This is a genomic window from Nocardia inohanensis NBRC 100128 (assembly GCF_001612945.1).
Taxonomy (GTDB): domain Bacteria; phylum Actinomycetota; class Actinomycetes; order Mycobacteriales; family Mycobacteriaceae; genus Nocardia; species Nocardia inohanensis.
The window spans coordinates 704,426-723,760 of record NZ_BDBK01000008.1 but is presented as its reverse complement, the minus strand read 5'-3'; the positions used below and the strand labels follow the sequence as shown (position 1 = coordinate 723,760).

Sequence of the window (19,335 nt, the reverse complement as noted above, 5' to 3'; positions counted from 1 at the left end):
GCCTCGGTAGCGTCGCGGCTGCTCGGCCTGTTTCCGGGCACCGTGAGAGAGGAAAAACCATGGCGGACTTGGACGTTGCGTTGAAGGAAATGATGTTGCTGGATGGTGCTCTCGGCGCCGCCGTCGTCGACTACGGCAGCGGGATGCCGCTGGGAACCGTGGTGGCCACCAAGAATCTCGACATCGACATCGCCGCGGCCGGCAATACCGAACTGGTGCGCGCCAAGATGCGCACCATCGAGCAGCTCGGGCTGAACCAGGAGATCGAAGACGTCCTGATCACGCTCAGCGGTCAGTACCACCTCATCCGGCCCACCCGCGCGCGCCGGGCCAAGGGCCTGTTCCTCTACCTCGCGCTGGATCGCAACCGCGGCAATCTGGCGCTGGCCCGCCACCGCCTGAAGGAGATCGAGGAAGACCTCGACGTCTGAGGGCGGAGGCGCGCCCGGACCCGCGTGAGCTACCGGTGGCGACCATGTGGGTCCACGGCGGCATCGAGCGAATCGCTCAATGCCATGATCTGCTCGACGGTCTCGCCGTGCTCGGCCAGGAATTCGGCGCGGGCCCGGCCGCGGCGGAAATTGGCGAAGGCGCGGCCGGTCTCCAGCTGCCAGGTGTACCAGAACAGATACGGCACGGTCAGCGCGAAATTGACTATGCCCCAGACGATCCAGACGTCATTGTCGAACCAGCCGTCCGACGGCATCACGGTGGGGAAGATGTTGTAGATGGCGATGACGAGCATCAGCACCGGCAGCGTGTAGATGCGGGCCATGATGTAGAGCTCGGGCCGGCCCTTGACGAGCGGATAGATCTCCGCGACACCGAGAATGCAGATGCTGGCCGCGAAATGCTCTTCCTGGGGCGGATATCCACCGAAGGTGAAGCACAGATTCCAGGTGGTGTAGAGGAAGTTCCAGGCCATGGTGGTGTAGGCGACCAGCTCGGCATTGCGGCCCGGGAGGACCTCCCAGAAGCGCGGGCAGTAGGGGATCGTCAGGCAGAGCCCGAGCCCGACGGCCGCGTTCCAATAGTTGCCGATCTCGGCATCGCGCAGCGTCGCCTCGGCGATATTGAGGAACAGGATGGCGTAGGGAAACCACAGGAATCGCGGATTGCGCAACAACTCCCAGAACCGGCCCTCCCGCTGCTCGGCGACCGCGATCCGCATGGCGCCGACCAGGGTGAGCGGGATGAGCACCGACAGGATCTTGGCCCACGAGAACCAGTTGATCAGCCCGATATCGCGGCCCGGCCCCCAGATCCAGAGCGGGAAGGTCAGCAGCGACAGCCCCCACACCCACATCGCCGGGCGCGGATGGGTGCGCATGTAATCGACGATCACCCACAGGATCGCGCAGAACACCAGCATGGACACCGCGGTCACCCAGGTGAAGGGAGCCGGGTTCCCCGAAACCGCCTCGGACGCCGCACTGATCACACCGAACCGCCTCTCACCGCCGGCCTCGACGGCGCTCGACAATGCACCGGAAAAGGGCACCTGAACCGGCCCAATCATGATCCGTGCGGGGCGGGTTCGGCATGCGGCGCGCCGCGAAATTTCCGCGGCGTTGCTGCCGAACCGAGTTCGCCCGGTCAGGCCACCTTCACGTTGCGCATGGTGACCAGGGCGGTGGCGCAGAGGGTTTCGGCGTCGCCGTCGACGGAGTAGAGGTCGGCGGCGGCGGTGGTGATGGAGGTGCCGGGTTTGAGGACTCGGCCGCGGGCCAGGACGTGGGTGCCTTTGGCGGGGGCCAGCAGTTTGATGGTGTAGTCGAGGGTCATATTGATCCAGCCGGGGGCCAGCAGGGTGCCCGCGGCGGAGCCGGCGGCGAAGTCGGCCAGCGAGCCCAGCACCCCGCCTTGGAAGTAGCCGTTGTGCTGGGTGAGTTCGGGGCGGTGCGGCTGATGCAGCTCCACCTCACCGGGCGCGATGCGATGGAAGGTGAAGCCGAGGTGCCGGGCGGCGGGCATGCTGAGCACCGCCGCCTCGACGAGCTGGGCGTAATCGGGGTTCGGGGGTTGCGGATTCGGCACGGTCAGCTCCGATGCGGTTCGGGGAGTGGGGTCCAGGGCACGAATTGGTCTGCGAGATAACGGGTCCGGGCGGCCGCGCGCATGATCTTGCCGCTGCTGGTGCGCTCGACCTGGCCGGGGGCGGTGAGCAGGACTGCGGCCGGGGCGATCTCGTGCTCGGCGATGATCGCGGCCTTGATGGTGGCGGCCAGTTCGAGCGGATCGATCGGGGCGGGGTCGCGAATCTCCTGGACCACCACCAGTTTCTCATGGTCGGGCCCGGGCACGGTGAAGGCGGCGCACGGCCCCGAACGCAGCGCCGGATGCGCCGATCGCACGGTCTGCTCGAGGTCTTGGGGGTAGTGGTTGCGGCCCCGGATGATGATCATGTCCTTGGCTCGGCCGACCACATACAGTTCGCCGTCCGCGAGGAATCCGAGATCGCCGGTGCGCAGGAAACGCCCGGCCGCGCCGAAGGTCCGATCGGTGGCGTCCGGGTTGCGCCAATATCCGGCGGCCACGTGCGCGCCCGCCACCCAGATCTCGCCGACCGCATCGGGCGCGCAGTCCACGCCGGTGCCGGGGTCGATGATCCGCACGTCTTCACCCGCCAGCACCCGTCCCGAACCGACCAGGCTGGTGCGTTTGGCGGCGCCGGCGGGTGCGACGCGGCGGTGCGCCAAGGCTTCGGCATCGACCTCGCGCACGCGCGGCCCGGTGCCGGGCGTGCTGCCCGACACCAGCAGTGTCGCCTCGGCCAGGCCGTAGCACGGATACCACGCCCCGGACCGGAAACCGTAGGGCGCGAAGGTCTTCTCGAAGCGCCGCAGGGTATCGGCGCGAATCGGTTCGGCACCGTTGAAGGCGACCCGCCAGCTGCTCAGGTCCAGGTCGAGGGAGGCGGCGGTGGTGGCGCGGGCGACACAGGCATCGAAGGCGAAATTGGGTCCGCCACTGGTGTGGGCGCGGTAGCGGGAGATGGTGGACAGCCACAGCAGCGGCCGCCGGATGAACGCCGACGGTGACATCAGGACGGCGGTCGCGCCCACGTAAAGCGGTTGCAGCACATTGCCGATGAGCCCCTGATCGTGGAAGAACGGAGCCCACCCGACCACGGTGGAGTCGCGGTCGTGGCCGAAGCCCCGGCGGATCATCTCCTCGTTGGCGATCAGATTGCCGTGCGTGACCATGACGCCCTTGGGGGCGGCGGTGGAACCCGAGGTGTACTGGAGGAAGGCGACATTCGCCGGAGTGAGCAGCACCGGCTCGAACAGCGTTGCGGGCGTGGGGATCCGGTCGGCGGCCAGCCAGTGCGCGCCGGGGCACAGCGGGTCCAGCACGGCCCGTAGCGGTTCCAGGAACAGTTCGAGGGTCAGCACCGCGGCGGGCGCGCAATCCTGGGTGATCGACCGGGTGGCCTCCCGCACTTGGGCGCGGCGCGGCGGCTGCAACGGCACCGCGAGCACGCCCGCGTACAGGCAGCCGAAATAGGCGATGACGAACTCCGGGCACTGCGGGAACACCAGCAGCGCGCGATCGCCGGGCGCGCACCGCTCGGCGAGCCGCGCCGCCACCCCGAGCGCCCGGGCGTGCAGTTCGCCGTAGGTCAGCACGGTGGTCTCTTCGCCGTGATCGTCGAGGAAGATGTAGGCGGTCCGGTCGGGTTCGGTGGCGGCGCGCTGCCGGAGGATCTCCGGCAGCAGGGGCGGCAGCGACATTCGGGATTCCTAGGGTGCGTGGACCGCGACCGGCAGGCTGCGCAGCCCGCGGACGATGAAACTGTGGTCCTGCCAATCGAATTCAGCGGTGCGCAGGGTGAGGTCGAGCCCGCTCAGCCGTTCGAAGGCGACCTCGGCCAGCAGCTCGGCCAGCTGCCCGCCGAGACAGCCGTGCATGCCGTGGCCGAAGGCGAGATGGCCGAGACCGCCGCGGGTGAGATCGAATTCGTCGGGCCGGGCGAACCGCTCGGGATCGCGATTGGCCGCGCCCAGGCACACCAGCACCTGATCACCGGCCCGCACCGTCCGCCCGCCGATCTCGACATCGCGGGTGGCCAGGCGTTTGGTGAGCTGCAACGGGCTGTCGTAGCGCAGCGCCTCGGTGACCGCGAGTTTCACCGCGCCGGGGCGGGTGCGCAGCAGCCGGGCCTGCTCGGGATGGCGGAGCAGGGCCAGGGCGCCGGTGCCGATCAGCGATTTGGTGGTCTCGTTGCCGGCGACGAAGCACATGATGCAGACGAAGACCAGCTCCTCCTCGCTCAAGGCGTCGCCGCCGGCGGTGCGGGTGCCGAGCAAACGGCTGATCAGATCGTCGCCGGGCCGCCGCCGGCGGTCGGCGAGGACGGCGGTGAGCGCCCCCGCGAACTCCTCGACCACTTCGCGGACCCGGGCGAAGTCGGCTTCCTGCATGAGACCCGGTTCCAGCAGGAACCGGATGTCGTGGGTCCACGGCCCCACCCGGGCGCGCAGCTCGCCGGGCAGGTCCATCCATTCGCACAGCACCGAAACCGGCAGCGGCGCGGCGAGATCGGCGATCACGTCCAATTCCCCGTCGCCGCGGGCGGATTCGAGCAGGCGGGTGGCGACCGCGTCCGCCACCGGCCGCAGGCGTTCCACGGCGGCCGCGGTGAACACCCGGTTCACCAGGCCGCGCAGCCGCGCGTGGTCGGGATTGTCGGTGAACACCAGCGATTTCCGGCCCAGCCGCTCGATCCGGTCCAGGCCGTCCTGCCCGAACTTCGCGCCCTGTTCGGCGACGAGCCGCGGGATCAGCCCGGCGCTGAAGTCGCGGTTCGCCAGTACCGCGCGCACGTCGGCGTGCCGGGTGAGCACCCACATGCCGAGCGTCTTGTGCACCGGCTTCCGCTCCCGCAGTTCCCGGTACATCGGATACGGGTCGCGCCGGAATTCGGCGCCGAAAGGATTGAACCGGACCCGGGCCGGCCCCGCCGCGGTCATGCGCGTTCGCCCGTGCCGAAGAAGCCGCTCGGATACGGCCGCAGCACCAGCCGGTACAGCGTGAGCTTGCCCATCCGGAATCCCATGGCGGACAGGGTGAGATACCGCAGATAGCGGGCCACCACCTCGGGACCGGCGACCTCGGTGGCCGGCTCGCGGGCCGCGCGCAGCCGCCGCGCCCATTCGGCGCAGGTCCAGGCGTAGTCCAGACGGCCGCTGCTGATCCGCTGCACCTCGAACAATCCCTCGGCGGCCGTCGTGATCTCGGCCAGCGTGGGCAGTTCGGCGTCCGGGAAGATCTCCTGCTGCATGAACGAATCCGCCTGCGCGGCTGTCATATTGGCGTAGGCGATGGTTTGCAGCGACAGTGTCCCGTCCGGCCGCAGCCAGTCCCGGCAGCGGGTGAAGAACTCCCGGTACACCGCGATCTTCGCCGTGGCCGAGTCGTCCGGGCGCGCGAAATGCTCGAACGCGCCGATGCTGATGATCCCGTCGAACGGCGTCTCGGGCCGGTAGTGCCGCCAATCCTCGACGCGCACCTCGACGCCGGAATACTCCTGCGCCCGAACGTAATCCGCCTGGGCGTCGCTCAATGTCAGTCCGACCGAACGCGGTACCCCGCACTCCTGGGACAACCGCCGCAGGATCGCACCCCACCCGCAGCCGATATCGAGCACCGCGCCCGCGCCGCGCGCGTCCACCGCGTCGAGATGATGGCGAAGCTTGTTCTCCTGCGCGACTTCCAGCGTGTCGCCCGGTCGCTCGCGCAGCGCGCACGAGTAGCTCAGGCTGGAGTCGAGCCAGAGCCGGTAGAAGTCGTTGCCGATGTCGTAGTGGTGCCGGATGGCCGCGGCGGCGGCGTCGGTGCGCGCGGTCGTATCCGCTTCGAGGCCGGTCATGATCAGGCCGCGTTCTCGCCGACCCGCTCGTGCAGGTAGGCGGCGACGGCGTCGAGACTCGGATTGCGGAACAGGTCCTCGGGCGAGAGATCGATGCCGTACCGCTCCTCGACCTCGATCAGCAGCGCGACGGCCAGGGTGGAATCGATGCCGAGCCGGTCGAAGTCGGCGGCCGGGTCGACGGCGCTCGCCGGCACCCCGAGCTGGCTCGCCAGGTATTCCTGGCACCAGGAGACGATGGCGGCTTTGCTGTTGGGCTGGTTGTCCATGTCTTTGCCTCTCAGGCGATGCGTTTGGATGCGATGCGGGCCGCGGTGGGCACCTTCAGATCCCAGGCCAGCCCGGTCGCGGCGAGCCCGCGAATGAGCCAGTAGCCCGGATCGAGCCGGTACCAGTCCAGGCCGAAGGAGGGCGATTCGGGAAAGGCGTGATGGTTGTTGTGCCACGATTCACCCAGCGTCACCAGGGCGAAGACGCCGCCGTTGTGGCTGTTCTCGCGGGACTCGTAGGGGCGGGTGCCGAACATGTGCAGGAACGAATTGATCGCCCACACAATGTGTTCCAGGATGAAGATGCGCGCGAACCCGCCCCACAGCAGCCCGCTGACCGCGCCGGTCCAGCTCATGCTGATCAGCCCGCCGGCGACCGCGGGCAGCAGCAGCCCGAGCGCGACCCACCAGTTGTAGAGCCGGGCCACCCGCACCAGCCGCCGGTCTTTGATCAAGTCCGGGGCGTAGTGCACGATATTCGGGTATTCGTGGCGGCGCATCCACAGGAAGTGCGAATGTGCCAGTCCGCGTACGGCTCCCCGCAATCCGGACCCGGAAAGGTTGGGGGAGTGCGGATCTCCCTCGCGGTCACTGTATTCGTGATGCCGCCGGTGCAACGCCACCCACGAGATGACGCTGCCCTGACCCGACATCGAGCCGAGCACGGCCAGTACGGCGACCACCGCCGGGGCGGCCTGGAAAGTGCGGTGGGTGAACAGCCGGTGATAACCCACGGTCACGCCGAGGCCGGTGAGCAGCCACATCGTGAACAGCAGCGTGAATTCGAGGACGCCGAACGGGCGAATCCAGGTGAATGCCACCGCCGCCGCCATTCCGGCGATCGGCAGGATATCGAAGAGCAGAAAGTGCCTGCGTTGCAGGCGGTGAATATAGGGATTGCTGATCGTCTTGTTCCGCGGCTCGGGCTTCCCGGTCTCGGTGCTCGGGCTGGTGTCCATGGCCGTGCTTTCTGATCGCAGTGGTGTCGAATCGCAATGCTTCGAATCGGCCGCCGCCGGGTGTCGCGGGCCACGCACCGCGGGATCGAGAGCGATCCGGCGGTGCGCGGAGTCCGGACGGTGGAACTACTTGGCAGCCGAGAAGGGCTGGTTGATGGTGGTGAAGTACTGCGCGGCAGCGAGAATCGCGACCGGCGCGGTGACGAAGATCTGACCGGCGATGGTGCCCAGGAAGCCGATCACGCTCAGGCCGGCGATGCAGCCGACGATCGCGCCGGGCAGCGCGCCGAACATGGCCGACAGGGCGCCGGTCAGCACGGCGCTGGTGGCGCCGCCGAGCAGGCAGCCCACGGCCGCGCCGCCGATGCCGCCGACCAGGGTGCCGATGGTGGCGCCCATGGTGATGGTGCTGGTCATGCGGCTCCAGGCGGCCTGCTCGCGCTCGTATTCGCTCTTCCAGGGCGCCTGGTTCTCGTAGGGGAGGGCCACGGGCTTGTACTGCGCGTGCTCCGCGGTGAATTCCGGGGTCAGGGTGGCGCTGTGGCCGTCGACCGCGGCGGCGATGGGGAAGACGAAATCGTCCACACGGAAGGACAATTCGGTGCCACCGAGCACCTTGCCGGCAGCGTCCTTGATCTTGAATACGCCGTCCTCGACCACCAGGGCGCCGTTGTCGACCCGGATGGTCATCGACTTGTCGGTGGTGGTCGCGGCGTAGTTGACGACGGCCTCGTCCGCGTGCGCCGTAGCGGGCACGGCGGCGATGGCCAGTGCGGCGGCGAGCATGGACGCCGCAGCGGTTTTCCTCATCGGTTTTCTTTCTGTGTCGAGAGTGCGTACAACGAATCGAAGGGTCAGAGATCCAGGACCAAAGTGCCGGTCCGGGCGCGGGAGACGCAGAGCATCATGGTGTTTCCGCGGGCGCGCTCCTCGGCGGTGAGGAGGTCGTCGCGGTGGTCGATATCTCCGCTGAGCACGGCGGTTTCACAACTGCCGCAGGTGCCTTCGCGGCAGGAGGTGATGATGTCGACGCCGGCCGCCTCGAGGACGTCGGCGATCGACTGGTTCGGGCCGATGCGGTACTCCGTGCCGGAATCGCCCAGCCGGACCCGGAATTCGGTGTTCACCGGGGTGCCGGCGACCGGCCGGGGCGCGAAACGCTCGCTGCGAACGGTCAAGTTCCGGGCCGCCGCGGCCTCTTCGAGCGCGGCGAGCAGCGGTTCCGGTCCACAGCAGTAGATTTCGGCGGCACCGGCCTCGTCGAGAAGGCGCGCGAGCGGCAGCAGTCCGTCCCGATCCTGCGGCACCAGGGTGACGTCGGGGTAGCGGTCGGCCAACTGGTCGGCGAAGGCCATATGAGCGCGGGTGCGCCCGCCGTAGTACAGCCGCACCCGCGCACCCGCCGCGGTGGCGGCCGCGAGCATCGGCACTATCGGGGTGATGCCGATGCCGCCCGCGATGAACACGTAGGACTCGCTCGGCGTCAGTTCGAAGTGATTGCGCGGCAGCGACACCCGCACATCGGTGCCCGGCAGCGCGGTGCGGTGCAGGTACTCCGACCCGCCCCGCCCGGCCGGTTCGCGCAGGATCGCGATCCGCCACCGCCGCCGGTCGGCCGGATCGCCGCACAGCGAATACTGGCGCGTCCCGGCCGGACCCGCGGCGAGGTCGATATGCGCGCCGGGCGTCCACTCCGGCAGCATCCGGCCGCCGGCCGCCGCCAGCTCCAGGGAGAAGACATTCTCGGCCTCGTCACGGCGGCCGACTACTCGCACGGGAAACTCGGTCACGTTCGGCCCCTGTCGATTAGCGAAATCCGATCGTCGTCGCCACCACCTTCACCGAGCCGCCCGCGCTCCGCACGGTCGCGGTGGCTACTCGATTCGTCCGATTGGTGTTGACAATCGCCCGGGTTCGAATGCCGTCCGGTGTCCCAGACTGACCGCGTGACTCATATGCCGACAGTGACCGACGCGGTCTGAAGGAGTAGTCGTGGCGCGGTTGTACCTGGATGCGATTTCCAAGCGGTTCGCCGGAACCGATGCGGTGAAAGCGGTGACGCTGGATATCGCGGACGGGGAATTTCTCGTTCTGCTCGGCCCCAGCGGTTGCGGAAAGTCGACGTTGTTGCGGCTGATCGCCGGTTTGGAGGAGCCGACGTCGGGGCGAATTCTGCTGGACGGCACCGATATTTCGCAGGAGCCGCCGCAGCGCCGGGATCTGGCGATGGTGTTCCAGAGTTATGCGCTCTATCCGCATTTGACGGTGGCGAAGAACATCGGCTTCCCGCTGCGTTCGCGCCGGCAGCCGCGCGCGCGGATCGCCGAGCGGGTGGCCGAGGTCGCCGCCGTGCTGGAGTTGTCGGAACTGCTGGACCGCCGCCCGGTCGCGCTCTCGGGCGGGCAGCGGCAGCGAGTCGCGCTGGCGCGCGCCATGGTTCGTGATCCGGGTGCGTTCCTGATGGACGAGCCGCTGTCGAATCTGGACGCCAAACTGCGCAGCGCCACCCGCGCGGAATTGATCGCCCTGCACCGCCGCCTGGGCGCGACGTTCGTCTACGTCACCCACGACCAGGTCGAGGCGATGACCATGGCCGGGCGTATCGCCCTGCTCAATGCGGGCAGCGTGGAACAGGTCGGCACGCCCGAGGAGCTCTACGACCGTCCGCGCTCCACGTTCGTCGCCGGATTCCTCGGCGCGCCGCCGATGAACCTCTTCCCGGCGCGGGTCCGGGCCGAGGTCGACGGCTTGCGGGTGACGGCGGAGGGGGTGGACGCCGCGCTCGGCATCGAGCCGGGCGATGCGCTCGAACCGACCCCGGTGACCGCGGGCATCCGGCCCGAGCGGCTGCGTATCACGCACGGCGACAGCGCGATTCGCGGCCGGGTGACCATGGTGGAGAACCTGGGCAGCGAGGAGCTGATCCACGTGCGGCTCGGCGCGGCCGCCGCGGACGGGCCCGGCGCGGAGGTGTGCGCCCGCGCCCCGCGCCCGTGCGGTGTGCGTGCCGGGGACGCCATCGGTTTCACCGTGGACCCCGCCGACATGCACCTGTTCGATCCCGAAACCGGCCTGCGCCTGACCTGGCGGCAGCCCGAGACCGCGGACCCGGTCGCGGCCGAGGACGCCCACCCCGTCCCGGTCCCCTGATTTTCACCACCCCGATGAGGAGAAAACCGTGAAACGCACCGTGCCCCTGCTGGGAATGGTGACCGCCGCCATGCTCGCCCTGACCTCCTGCGGTCTCGGCGGCACCACCGACCCCGCGACCGGGACCACATCGGTCGCCACCATTCCGGAACTGGCTGCCGGACAACAGGTCTCGATCGTCTTCGAGTCCTACAACTACGGTCTGGCCGGGGCCTGGACCGACACCTTCAACGCCCTGATCGCGCAGTTCCGGACCGAGCACCCGAATATCAAGGTGACGCCGCAGAAGCCGCAGGGCAACAGCCCCAACCCGACCACCGACACCATCTCCAGCATTCAGAGCCAGGTCGTGGCCGGCAACCCGCCGGACGTGGCCCAGCTCGGTTTCAGCGACCTGGATTTCACCATCCATCAGCTCGGCGCGAAGCCCCTGGATACCCTGGTGGGCAAGCAGGCCGTGCAGCAGAACTTCGACGGCGCGCGCTTCGGCTTCGCCCCGAAGGCGCGCACCCTCAGCGATTGGGACGGCCACACCTACGGCATCCCCTTCGTGCTGTCCACGCCCGTGCTCTATTACAACGCTTCGCTTTTCGAGCAGGCGGGGCTGAATCCGGCGGAACCGCCCAAGACCTGGGCGCAGGTGGCCGAGGCGGGCAAGGCGATCGCCGACAAGACCGGTAAGGGCGGCGTTTACGTCGACTGCCTCACCAAATCCGCCAAGGACTGGTGTTTCCAGTCGATGGTGCGCTCCAATGGCGGCCGGGTGATCTCCGAGGACCGCGCCAAGCTCACCTACGCCGACCAGCCGGTGGTGGAGGTAGCCCGAATGGGGCAGAACCTGGTGAACTCCGGCGCCATGCCCAAGCTCGACCAGAAGCAGGGCTACGAGGCTTTCGCGCGCGGTGACATCGGCATGATCCTGGAATCCAGCGCCATTCAGGGCACCTTCGTCAACGGCGCGAAGGGCAAATGGGATCTGCGTTCGACCGCCATGCCCAGCTTCGATGGCAAGACCACGATTCCCACGAATTCCGGTGCCGGACTGCACATCCTGACCTCGGATCCGCTCAAACAGCGCGCCGCCTGGGAGCTGATCACCTTCCTGACCAGCGAGGCCGCCTACATCAAGATCTCGCAGGGCATCGGCTACCTGCCGTTGCGCACCGGGCTGCTCGAGGCCGCCGACGGCCTGGCCGATTGGTCGAAGCAGAACCCGCTGCTGGCCCCGAACGTGGCGCAGCTGGAGCGGATGGAGCCGTGGATCTCCATGCCGGGCAACAGCTATCTGCAAGTGCGGGACGGCATGATGGAGGCCGTCGAAGCCGTCGTGTTCCAGGGCAAGGACGCGCAGTCCACCCTGACCTCCGCCCGTGACACCGGCGCGAAACTGCTGCCCTGATGTTCGTCCTCGAAGCGCCGGAGCAGCGGGAAACCGCTGTCTCCGAACCGATCCCGGCGTCGCACGCGCGGCGGCGCCGGCCGCGGGGCCTGGTGTCCTACCTGTACCTGCTGCCCGCGCTGGCCCTGCTGATCATCTGGACCTACCGCCCGCTGGTGCAGGCGTTCGAGCTCTCCACCCTGTCGTGGAACCTGCTGCCCACCTCGCCGATGCGCTCGGTGGGGACCGCCAATTACGAACGGCTGCTGGAGCTTCCGGCGTTCGGCGCGTCCATCCGGCGCACCGTGGTGCTGATCGTGGGCCTGCTGCCGTTCACCGTGCTGCTGCCACTGCTGATCGCCTTCGCGGCGCGCCGGGTCTCCGGCCGCGCCCGAACCGTCTACCAGGCGTTCGCTTTCGCGCCGTTCCTGGTGGCCCCGGTCGCGGCGGCGGCGGTGTGGCGCTGGCTGCTGCATCCGGGCAACGGGATGGTGGACCGGGTGCTGGGCACCGACCGGAACTGGGTCTACGATGCGCAGGCCGCGCCGTGGGTGATCATCGTGATCACCGGCTGGCATCTGCTGGGCTTCGCCATGCTGGTGATGTGGGCCGGATTGGCCGGGATCAGCGGTGATTACGGTGAGGCCGCGCGCGTGGACGGAGCCAGCGACGGGCAGATCCGGCGCTGGATCACCCTGCCGCTGCTCTCGCCGACGCTGTTGTTCCTGGTGCTCACCACGGTCGTGCTGAGCCCCACCCTGACCTTCCCGCTCATCGACTCCATGACCCAGGGCGGGCCGACGCAGGCCACCACGAACGTCTTCTACCTGTTGTGGGACTACGCGTTCCACAGCTTCGACGCCGGGCTCAGCGCCGCGGCGGGGGTGCTGCTGTTCCTCGGCTTCGGCGTGGTCGCTGGGGTGCTGGTGTGGATCTCGGAAAAGGTGGCCTTCCATGACGATTGACCGTTTGCGCGCGCTGGGCAGTCACGCGCTGCTGGCGCTCACCGCGGTGGTGTGCGTATTCCCGATCTACTGGCTGTTCGCCACCGCGCTGCGCCGCCCCGAGGACATCAACTCGCTGGCGCCGGTGCCGTGGCCGCTGTCGCTGGACAATTACGCCGACGCCGCGCACAAGGTCGATATCGCCGGACTGCTGGCGAACACCTTTGTGGTGGCGGCGCTCTCGACGGTGGGCCAGCTGCTGGTGGCGCTGCTGGCCTCCTACGCCTTCGCCATGTACACCTTCCCGTTGCAGCGGCTGCTGTACCTGGCCTTCGTCGGCACCTGGCTGGTGCCGTTCCAGGTGACCATGTTGCCCAACTACATCCTGATCAGCCGCCTCGGCCTGCTGGATTCCCTGGTGGGCGTGGTGCTTCCGACGCTGTGCTCGGCGCTGGGGGTGCTGCTGCTGCGCCAGCACATGGCCGCGTTCCCGAAGGAACTGGTCGCCGCCGCCAAGATCGACGGCCGCAATTCGTGGTCGATCCTGTGGACGGTGGTGGTGCCGAACCTGCGCCCCGCCCTGTCCGCGCTGGCCATTCTGCTTTTCATCACGGCCTGGAACGAATACTTCTGGCCCGCGGTGCTTCTGCGGCGCTCCAACGGCGTGTTGCAGCTGGGCCTGCGCAGTTTCATGGGCACCGAGGGCGAGCAGTGGGGCCCGATGATGGCCGTCGCCAGCCTGGCCTGCCTGCCGGTGCTGGTGCTGTACCTGCTGTTGCAGCGGCAGATCGTGAACGCCTTCGTGCGGTCGGGGCTCAAGTAACCGAGCGGTCGCCTGGGGAGCGGCCGGCTCGTCCCATCCACCCCACCTGATTTTCGCAGAGCTGCGGAACGGAGAAGAAGAATGCGCCTCACTGTGCTCGGTTGCCGAGCGGGTATGCCCGCCGAGGGCCACCCCAGTTCGGGTTATCTGCTGGATACGGGCGGCAGCCGGCTGCTGCTGGATTGCGGGCCCGGTATCGCCACCGCCCTGAGCGGGGTGTGCGATCCGGCCGGGCTGGACGCGGTGATCATCAGCCATCTGCATATCGATCACTGCTACGACCTGCTGCCGCTGGGCAAGATGCTGCTGGCCCCGTACGCGCTGGCCAAGTTTCCGGGGTTCGAATCCTGGTTCGAGAACCTGCCGGCGGAGTTCCCGGCGATTCCGCTGTACGTGCCCGCCGGCGGGCGTGCGGTGCTGGAGAACCTGGCCTCGGTGCTGACCACCGAATCGCTGCCCTTGCTGGACCGGGTTTTCGAGGCGGGCTTCGACATTCGCGAATACCGGCCCGACGATATCGTCGCCATCGGGGCGGACAGTTGCGAGTTCATCGCGCTGCCGCACGCGAAACCTAATTGCGGGCTGCGTATCTCGGGGCCCGGCGGCACGCTCGCCTACACCGGCGACACCGGGGTCTCCGACGCGCTGGAACGGCTCGCGGCCGGGGTGGACCTGTTCCTGGCCGAGGCCAGCCTGGAGCGCACCGACCGCAGCGCGCACGGTCACCTCTGTGCCGCCGACGCGGCCCGCGCCGCGGCGGCGGCCGGGGCGCACGAACTGCTGCTCACCCATCTGCCGACCGCGGACGAGGTGTGGCTCAAGGCGCGGCTGGCCGAAGCGGTGCAACTGTTTCCGGGCCGGGTGCGGCTGGCGCATCCGGGTCTGGTGCACGAGATCGGGTAGCCGACCGTGCCCGGGGGTGCAGGGGGATAGCTGACAGTTCATCTCGCCCTTCGCGAGGTTCACCCGTCGTTACCCGCGCGAGATACGCTGGGCTCCATCCCGAAGGGGAGGTAAGCATGGAGCTCAGACTCTTGTCGTCGTTTCTGGCCGTGGCAGAGGAACTGCATTTCGGCCGGGCGGCCGCCCGTCTACATCTGGCCCAACCCTCACTCAGCCAGCAGATCCAGCGGCTGGAACGAAGTATGGGTGTGCAACTGGTGGAACGCAGTTCGCACCAGGTGAATCTCACGCCCGCGGGCGAGGTCCTGTGCGACCTCGCCCGCAATATTCTCACCCAGACCGAGGAAGCCCGATCGGCGGTGCGCGAAGTGGCGCTCGGCCGCGCGGGCACGCTGCGGATCGGCTACAACTTCGCGGGCGGGCAGCGCATTCTGCCCGCCGCGCTGGCCCGGATGCACACCATCCTGCCCAATGTCACCATCAATATGATCGAGCAGCGCACCGGGCCGCAGCTGGCGGCGCTGGCCTCGGGCGCACTGGATGTCGGGCTGGTCTACGGCCGGCCCGCCTCCACCGAATTCCATTGCCGCCCTTTGCTACAGATGTCGCTGGTCGCGGTGGTCGGGCGCGGGCACAGCTGGGCGCGGCGCTCCCGGACCTCGTTCAGCGAACTGGCCAACCAGCCCTGCATCCTGTTCGAACGCCAGCAGTGCCCGGCCATGTACGACGCCATCCACCTCGCCGCCGAACGCAGCGGGATCAAACTCAATGTCGAGCACCAGCTCGACGACCCCAATGCCACCGCCATCATGGTGTCGGTGAAGCCGATGGTCGGTTTCGCCTCCGCCGTGCGGGCCGGCGCCGCGCCCACCGGCGGGTACAACCAGACCGTGACGGTGGCGCTGCACGACCCGGTGCCGACGGTCGACCTGTGCGTGGTGTGGCGGGCCGACGACAACCGGCCGATCGTGCGCTCGTTCCTGGGTTGCATCGAATCGGCGCGGCCATTGGAATCCGCGATCAAGATGGAATCCGGTCTGGCGCAATAGGAATCGCCAACCGCGCGTGTGGATTCTCGGCCTTGCCGAGCGATTCGGACGCGATGAGACTCGAAGACGTGCTCGACGAACTGGTCATCTGGTCCGACTTCGGCGGCGTGCTCACCGATCCGGTGCCGTCGGTGCTGGACCGGGTGGCCGCCGAATGCGCGGTGCCCGCCGCCGCGCTGCTGCTGGCCTGCGAGGCCGTCGCCGCCGCCTACGGTGGCGACGGCCTCGCTCCGCTGGAGCTCGGCGCGCTCGGTGAGGCCGAGTGGGGCGGGCTGGTCACCGCGGCGCTTGCGCCGGACTGGACCCCGGCCGCCGATCTCGGCCGGTTCAGCGAAATGTGGTACCGGGACCGTAGTTTCAACGCCGAACTCTACGAGGCCCTGCTCCATCGCCGTGGCGCCCGCTGCCGGCTGGCGATGCTCACCAACAGCGTGCGCGAATGGGAACCCTACCGCCGCGCACTGATTCCGGATGCCGCCGGCTTCGAGGCGATCCTGCGCTCGCACGAACACGGCATCCGCAAACCCGATCCCCGCATCTTCCGCCTCGCCGAAACGCATCTCGGCGTGGCCGCCTCCTCCTGCCTGCTCATCGACGACAGTGCGGACAACTGCCGGGCCGCCGAAACGGCCGGCTGGCAGGCGATCCGGCATCGCGAAAACGCCGAAACCCTCGAACGGCTCGACCGGGTGCTGGCCGCGTTGTAGCGGCCGGCCTCCGGGTGGCGAGCACCGACGTCAACGAAAACCTCAGGTGGTTACCGTGCTGCTGTCCACATCCGTCGACGAACCCGGCCTGACGGCGATCTCGCGAGGCGAGGCCGAGGCCGATCTCCTGCCCGACCGGGTGGGCCTGTTCCATGTGATCGCCGAGGGCGCGCGCCTGCGCCCGCGCCGGGCGGTGCTGTCCCGTCCGGTCGAATCCGGCTGGGAGGATGTCGATTTCGGGCGATTCCACCGGGACGTGGTGAGCTTCGCCGAAGCGCTGCTGGCCTGGGGCGTCGAGCACGGCGACCGGATCGCCGTGCTCGGGCGCAACAGCTACGAATGGGTCGTGGTGGATTTCGCGGCGCTGGCCATCGGCGCGATCGTGGTGCCGGTGTATCCGACCGCCTCCGAACAGCAGATCGACCATCTGCTCGCGGATTCCGGTGCGGTATACGGGTTCACCGAGACCGCCGAGCAGCGTGAGCTGCTGACCCGGCTGGGTGGTGCGCGGTGGCGGCAGCCGGTGCGGCTGCTTAGTGATCCCGCGCCCATCGGTTCGGGGGCCGTGCCGGTGGCGTCCTTCGCCGAACGCCGCGCGGCGGTGCGCGCCGACGACATCGCCACCATCGTCTACACCAGCGGCACCACCGGTATGCCCAAGGGCTGCGTGCTGACCCATCGCAATATGTTCGCCTCGTCGGCGAATACGGTGCGGCACCTGCCCGAACTGTTCCGCGCCGAGGACGCGTCCACCCTGCTGGCGCTGCCGCTGTCGCATATCTTCGGGCGCACCGTGCTGCTGGCCTGCCTGTACGGCGGGACCCGGAGCGGGCTGCTGGCCGGGATCCCGGAGCTGCCCGCGGCCATGCCCGGTTTCCGGCCCACCTTCCTGGCCCTGGTGCCGTATGCGTTGGAGAAGATCCGCAAGCGCTGCCGCAGCGCGATCGGCCCCGAGGCCGAGCGGGTGGCCGTCGACTACGGCCGGGCGTTGTTCGACCACGACGCGGTGGACCTGGAGCTGGCGGCGGCGCACCGGACGTTGAACGAGACCGAGTTCGCGGCGGTGCGCGGGGTTTTCGGTGGCCGGTGCCGGTATGTGATCAGCGGCGGGGCGTCCCTGGACGCCACCACCGACGCCTTCTTCGCCGGTGCCGGGGTGCAGATCCTGGGCGCGTACGGGCTCACCGAATCGGCGACCGCGGTGACCATCAACCAGGTGCACGCCAACCGGCACGGCAGTGTGGGTCGGCCGGTGCCCGGGACCGCGGTGGCATTGGCCACGGATGGAGAGGTGCTGGTCAGCGGCCCCAACACCTCGCCCGGCTATTGGCCCGCCGCCGCCGACTATCTCGGAACCTGGCTTCCCACAGGCGATCTCGGTGCGATCGACGCCGACGGCTACCTGTCCATCACCGGGCGTCGCAAGGAGATCCTGGTGACCAGCGGCGGCAAGAACGTCGCCCCGACGCCCCTCGAGGACCGGGTGCGGCTGCATCCGCTGGTGAGCAACTGCATGGTGGTGGGGGAGGGGCGCTCCTTCGTGGCGGCGCTGGTGACCTTGGACGCCGCCGCCGTCGCGGCCTGGGCGGCTGAACGCGAATCGACTGAGCCGCAGCAGGATCGGCATCGAAACCCTGAGCTCGCCGCGGCGATCGCGACCGCCGTCGACGACGCCAATGGCCTGGTATCGCGGGCCGAATCGATTCGCGAGTTCCGCATCGTCGCGGGCGATTTCACGGTAGAGAACGGTCAGCTCACCCCGTCGCTGAAACTGCGCCGTGCGGTCATCGAACAGGCATACGCCGAGGATATTTCCGCACTGTACGAAAACTGACGACCCGTAGGAAAACTGTTCGCGAATTCGGCCGCGCTCCCGCGCCGAATTCGCGTACTTCCGCATGCCCGCACAACTCCCCTTTCCGATCGGAATCGTCAATCGCGCCATGCGATTCCGGAGACACCCATTGAGAGCTTCCCGCCGAAGCTCCGAAACTTTCTTTGTCGAATTCGCCGCAGCTAGGAGAATTTTCATGTACGACGTGATCGTGGTCGGCGCCCGGTGCGCCGGTTCGCCCTTGGCCATGTTGCTCGCCCGCAAAGGACACAAGGTCCTGGTGGTCGACCGCTCGACGTTCCCCAGCGACACCGTCTCCACCCACTACATGCACCAGGTCGGCGTGGCGCGGCTGCGCGAATGGGGCCTGCTGGACCGGCTGGTCGCCACCGGCGTCACCCCGATCCGCCGCCTGAACTTCTCCTACACCGGCATCACGCTGCGCGGTTTCGCCGAGGTCGAGGGCATCGGCGAGGTGTACGCGCCGCGGCGCACCGTGCTCGACAGCCTGCTGGTCGACGCCGCCCGCGAAGCCGGGGCCGAGGTGGTCGAGGGCTTCACCGTGACCGGGCTGGTGTGGGAGAACGACCGGGTGTGCGGTGTGCGCGGCAACTCCGCCGACGGCGCCGAAGTCGAATTCCGTTCGAAGTTCGTGGTCGGCGCGGACGGCCGCAATTCCACCGTCGGCGATCTGCTGGACGCCGAATATCATTCGGTGCATCCGGCCGGCTGCTTCGTTTACTACAGCTACTACGACGGCCTGGACTGGGAATTTCACCACTGGACCGGATTCGACCGGCAGCAGTTCGGCACCTGGCCGACCCACGACAACCAGCACCTGGTCACCGTCATGCGCCCGCTCGACCGGTTCGCGGAATTCCGCGCCGATGTGGAGGGCAATTTCCAGCAGGTCTACGACCAGATCATGCCGGAATTCGGAGAACAGTTGCGGGACAGCGGAAAACGCACCGAGCGTTTCCGCGCCATGCGCTACCCGGACAACTACTACCGCCGCTCGGCCGGACCGGGCTGGGCGCTGGTCGGCGACGCCGGCTATCACAAGGACCCGTTCACCGGCTGGGGTATCTCGGACGCGCTGATCTACTCCGAGGTGCTCGCCGAGCAGCTGCACGCCGGACTCGCCGGTGAGCGGCCCATCGACGAGGCCGCGCGCGAATACGAGCGCATCCGCGACGAACGCAGCGCCGACACCTTCGCCTTCACCTGCATGATCTCCGAGCTGAAGGCGCCGCCGTTCTACGAGACCGTGTTCCGGGCCGCCGGCGCCAGCGAACTGGGCCTGACCCAGTTCTTCCGCATGATCGGCGGCGGACTGCACGGCAAGGAGTTCTTCGCCCCCGAGCACCTCGACGTCCTCTACACCGCGGCCGGCACCCCCATGGGGGAGCGAATGTATCCGGCCACGGCGTCCTGACCGACCCGCCGC

At 68.5% G+C, this 19,335-nt stretch carries 19 protein-coding genes; 10 read left to right on the top strand and 9 right to left on the bottom strand.

Going from position 1 to position 19,335, the window contains the following annotated elements; translation table 11 throughout:
* Positions 1–59 precede the first annotated feature (59 nt).
* Positions 60–431 (top strand): hypothetical protein, encoded by a 372-nt coding sequence (locus NI1_RS19055; protein ID WP_067822106.1) that lies wholly within the window; start codon positions 60–62, stop codon positions 429–431.
* A gap of 29 nt (positions 432–460) precedes the next feature.
* Here NI1_RS19055 and NI1_RS19050 read toward each other — a convergent pair whose 3' ends face one another.
* The 9 genes from NI1_RS19050 to NI1_RS19010 form a co-directional block, all read right to left on the bottom strand.
* Complete coding sequence (locus NI1_RS19050; RefSeq protein WP_174564506.1) at positions 461–1,441, bottom strand: hypothetical protein; 981 nt, start codon at positions 1,439–1,441, stop codon at positions 461–463.
* 155 nt (positions 1,442–1,596) lie between these two features.
* Positions 1,597–2,037, bottom strand: a complete 441-nt coding sequence (locus NI1_RS19045) for a PaaI family thioesterase (protein ID WP_067822100.1) — start codon at positions 2,035–2,037, stop codon at positions 1,597–1,599.
* 2 nt (positions 2,038–2,039) lie between these two features.
* On the bottom strand, positions 2,040–3,734 hold the full coding sequence (locus NI1_RS19040) for a fatty acyl-AMP ligase (RefSeq protein ID WP_067822095.1): 1,695 nt from the start codon (positions 3,732–3,734) through the stop codon (positions 2,040–2,042).
* A 9-nt stretch (positions 3,735–3,743) separates the two neighbouring features.
* Positions 3,744–4,973 (bottom strand): cytochrome P450, encoded by a 1,230-nt coding sequence (locus tag NI1_RS19035; protein WP_067822093.1) that lies wholly within the window; start codon positions 4,971–4,973, stop codon positions 3,744–3,746.
* Complete coding sequence (locus tag NI1_RS19030) at positions 4,970–5,872, bottom strand: SAM-dependent methyltransferase (protein WP_067822091.1); 903 nt, start codon at positions 5,870–5,872, stop codon at positions 4,970–4,972. Before NI1_RS19030 ends, NI1_RS19035 begins: the two co-directional genes overlap by 4 nt.
* A 2-nt stretch (positions 5,873–5,874) precedes the next feature.
* Positions 5,875–6,141 (bottom strand): acyl carrier protein, encoded by a 267-nt coding sequence (locus NI1_RS19025; RefSeq protein WP_067822089.1) that lies wholly within the window; start codon positions 6,139–6,141, stop codon positions 5,875–5,877.
* Positions 6,142–6,152: 11 nt separating this feature from the next.
* Complete coding sequence (locus NI1_RS19020) at positions 6,153–7,100, bottom strand: acyl-CoA desaturase (protein WP_067822087.1); 948 nt, start codon at positions 7,098–7,100, stop codon at positions 6,153–6,155.
* Positions 7,101–7,226: 126 nt separating this feature from the next.
* Positions 7,227–7,910: a DUF8020 domain-containing protein gene (locus tag NI1_RS19015; protein WP_067822085.1), complete on the bottom strand. Its 684-nt coding sequence runs from the start codon at positions 7,908–7,910 to the stop codon at positions 7,227–7,229.
* A gap of 44 nt (positions 7,911–7,954) precedes the next feature.
* Complete coding sequence (locus NI1_RS19010; RefSeq protein WP_067822082.1) at positions 7,955–8,890, bottom strand: PDR/VanB family oxidoreductase; 936 nt, start codon at positions 8,888–8,890, stop codon at positions 7,955–7,957.
* A 202-nt stretch (positions 8,891–9,092) separates the two neighbouring features.
* Between NI1_RS19010 and NI1_RS19005 the strand changes: the two genes are divergently transcribed.
* The 9 genes from NI1_RS19005 to NI1_RS18965 all read left to right on the top strand — a co-directional run bounded on the left by NI1_RS19005 (position 9,093) and on the right by NI1_RS18965 (position 19,323).
* On the top strand, positions 9,093–10,250 hold the full coding sequence (locus tag NI1_RS19005; RefSeq protein ID WP_067822078.1) for an ABC transporter ATP-binding protein: 1,158 nt from the start codon (positions 9,093–9,095) through the stop codon (positions 10,248–10,250).
* A 28-nt stretch (positions 10,251–10,278) separates the two neighbouring features.
* On the top strand, positions 10,279–11,649 hold the full coding sequence (locus tag NI1_RS19000; RefSeq protein ID WP_067822075.1) for an ABC transporter substrate-binding protein: 1,371 nt from the start codon (positions 10,279–10,281) through the stop codon (positions 11,647–11,649).
* The gene (locus NI1_RS18995; protein ID WP_084523394.1) at positions 11,649–12,593 is read left to right on the top strand and encodes a carbohydrate ABC transporter permease; all 945 of its coding nucleotides are present in this window, start codon (positions 11,649–11,651) and stop codon (positions 12,591–12,593) included. The genes NI1_RS19000 and NI1_RS18995 overlap by 1 nt, the downstream gene beginning before the upstream one ends.
* Positions 12,583–13,395: a carbohydrate ABC transporter permease gene (locus NI1_RS18990; protein ID WP_067822037.1), complete on the top strand. Its 813-nt coding sequence runs from the start codon at positions 12,583–12,585 to the stop codon at positions 13,393–13,395. The genes NI1_RS18995 and NI1_RS18990 overlap by 11 nt, the downstream gene beginning before the upstream one ends.
* Before the next feature lie 81 nt (positions 13,396–13,476).
* Positions 13,477–14,298, top strand: a complete 822-nt coding sequence (locus tag NI1_RS18985; protein ID WP_067822035.1) for an MBL fold metallo-hydrolase — start codon at positions 13,477–13,479, stop codon at positions 14,296–14,298.
* A gap of 116 nt (positions 14,299–14,414) precedes the next feature.
* Entirely contained in the window at positions 14,415–15,347 is a 933-nt protein-coding gene (locus tag NI1_RS18980; RefSeq protein WP_067822033.1) for a LysR family transcriptional regulator, read from the top strand.
* 53 nt (positions 15,348–15,400) lie between these two features.
* Positions 15,401–16,054, top strand: a complete 654-nt coding sequence (locus NI1_RS18975) for an HAD-IA family hydrolase (RefSeq protein ID WP_067822700.1) — start codon at positions 15,401–15,403, stop codon at positions 16,052–16,054.
* 55 nt (positions 16,055–16,109) lie between these two features.
* Positions 16,110–17,888, top strand: coding sequence for an AMP-dependent synthetase/ligase (locus NI1_RS18970; RefSeq protein WP_245663289.1), 1,779 nt, complete (start codon positions 16,110–16,112; stop codon positions 17,886–17,888).
* Between the two features lie 196 nt (positions 17,889–18,084).
* Positions 18,085–19,323 carry an NAD(P)/FAD-dependent oxidoreductase gene (locus NI1_RS18965; protein ID WP_067822031.1) on the top strand — a complete coding sequence of 413 codons (1,239 nt, stop codon included), beginning with the start codon at positions 18,085–18,087 and terminating at the stop codon, positions 19,321–19,323.
* Positions 19,324–19,335 lie beyond the last annotated feature (12 nt).